At 47.6% G+C, this 1,362-nt stretch carries 4 protein-coding genes; all 4 read left to right on the forward strand.

Translation table 11 applies throughout. From position 1 onward, the window contains the following. Nucleotides 1–285, forward strand: a 285-nt coding sequence (locus J8X26_RS27540; RefSeq protein ID WP_208952679.1) for a DUF3164 family protein, incomplete at its 5' end; no start/stop codon positions are given. Nucleotide 286: 1 nt separating this feature from the next. After that, nucleotides 287–517, forward strand: a complete 231-nt coding sequence (locus J8X26_RS27545) for an ANR family transcriptional regulator (protein ID WP_208952680.1) — start codon at nucleotides 287–289, stop codon at nucleotides 515–517. Between the two features lie 257 nt (nucleotides 518–774). Next, nucleotides 775–1,110, forward strand: coding sequence for a hypothetical protein (locus tag J8X26_RS27550; RefSeq protein ID WP_208952681.1), 336 nt, complete (start codon nucleotides 775–777; stop codon nucleotides 1,108–1,110). After that, nucleotides 1,097–1,362 (forward strand): hypothetical protein (locus J8X26_RS27555; RefSeq protein WP_208952682.1); only part of this gene is annotated, 266 nt, incomplete at its 3' end. The genes J8X26_RS27550 and J8X26_RS27555, both read left to right, overlap by 14 nt.

Below are 1,362 nucleotides of genomic sequence, written 5' to 3' on the forward strand. Positions count from 1 at the left end.
GCGTTGATTGATGAATGTCTGAATGAATGGGTGGCCAGTGCCAGACCTGAAATCCACTCGATCATCAGTCGAGCGTTCTCCACCGACAAAGAAGGCGATATTAATACCAGCGCGGTGCTGGCTCTACGTCGCCATGATATTAAGGATGAACGCTGGCAGCGTGCAATGCAGGCCATCGGGGAAGCTATTCAGGTTGTTGGTAGTCGCTCTTATATCCGCGTTTATAAGCGCGTCGGTGATACCGACCAGTACGCGCCAATTCCATTAGATATTGCGGGGGTCTGAGATGCCGAGAATTGATGAACGGACGGCAAGAAATAACTATGCCACCTATGCGCTGGGCGCAACACGCGCCGAGCACCGCAGCGAGTATTCCAAGGCTGCAAGCCTGTGGGATAAGGCAATCAAAAGCAACTGCAGCGCGGCAAAGCTGTTCTGGGCAACCAAACGCGCAGAGTTCTGTGAGTCAGCGGCAAACATGGGCTGGAGGCATCCAAATGCACGCGAAGGAATTTAACGAACGTTATCCGGTCGGAAGTCACTTTGTTTATATGCCGAATCGCATCTTACGCGGTGGCCCGATAGTGAAAACGGTAGGTGTCGCACGGGATTCATCAGAAGCAACAGTCGTCGAAATTAATGTTAAGCCGTGGTTTGCGAATATTAAATCGCTCGACGCTGTGAACTGAATTTAAAACGTAATTAAACAACATTTAAATATGGCGTAAACCGTCAGGGGACTGCTTACGCCTGAAACTCACTAAGGAGTTATTTATGAGTAACCGCAACGAAGAGAAAATTAAGGCAGAAATCGAACGTACAGGGCAGCAATACCGGGTGTTAACCGCTTCCCAGAGTGAATTATATTCTGAGCTGAAAAAATGGTTTGAAGGTCGTATCAAAAATTTGAATACCGTTCTTGAGCATAAGGATGCCGATCTGAATTTTGGTGAAGGGCTTGAAATCAAAGCTGGGACAAATAAGGCAAAAGGCTTCCATGTCGGCATCATGATCGCACGCCATCTCCTCGGTGAGTTCCCTGAATTTCAGTTTGTTCGCGGTAGTGATCTTCATTGTGAAGATGAGGGTGGTGACAATGGCGATCACTAAAGAGCAATGGACGGGGATTGAAAATGCCCTTAAGCGTGGCCTTGTTATTAATTTCACCCATGATGGTCACGAAATCTTACTCCAGCGCGGCCTCATATCAGAAACAAAAGTGGCTTATGCCGTGTATATCGACGGTGACATTCCCCGCTTTTGGCTCAAAGACGACGAAGCTGGTTTTAACCCTCTGGTCGAAGTGTATTTCCGCAAGATTACCTATAAACCCTGGCAGAAATTCATTAACCAGATAAGCAA

Origin of the sequence: Rahnella sp. ChDrAdgB13, from assembly GCF_017655185.1 — a bacterium.
Lineage (GTDB): Bacteria > Pseudomonadota > Gammaproteobacteria > Enterobacterales > Enterobacteriaceae > Rahnella > Rahnella contaminans.

What these genes read in the sequence shown, in the direction of transcription:
- J8X26_RS27545 (WP_208952680.1), top strand. Translation starts at nt 287, where the DNA reads ATGCCGAGAATTGATGAACGGACGGCAAGAAATAACTATGCCACCTAT.
- J8X26_RS27550 (WP_208952681.1), top strand. Translation starts at nt 775, where the DNA reads ATGAGTAACCGCAACGAAGAGAAAATTAAGGCAGAAATCGAACGTACA.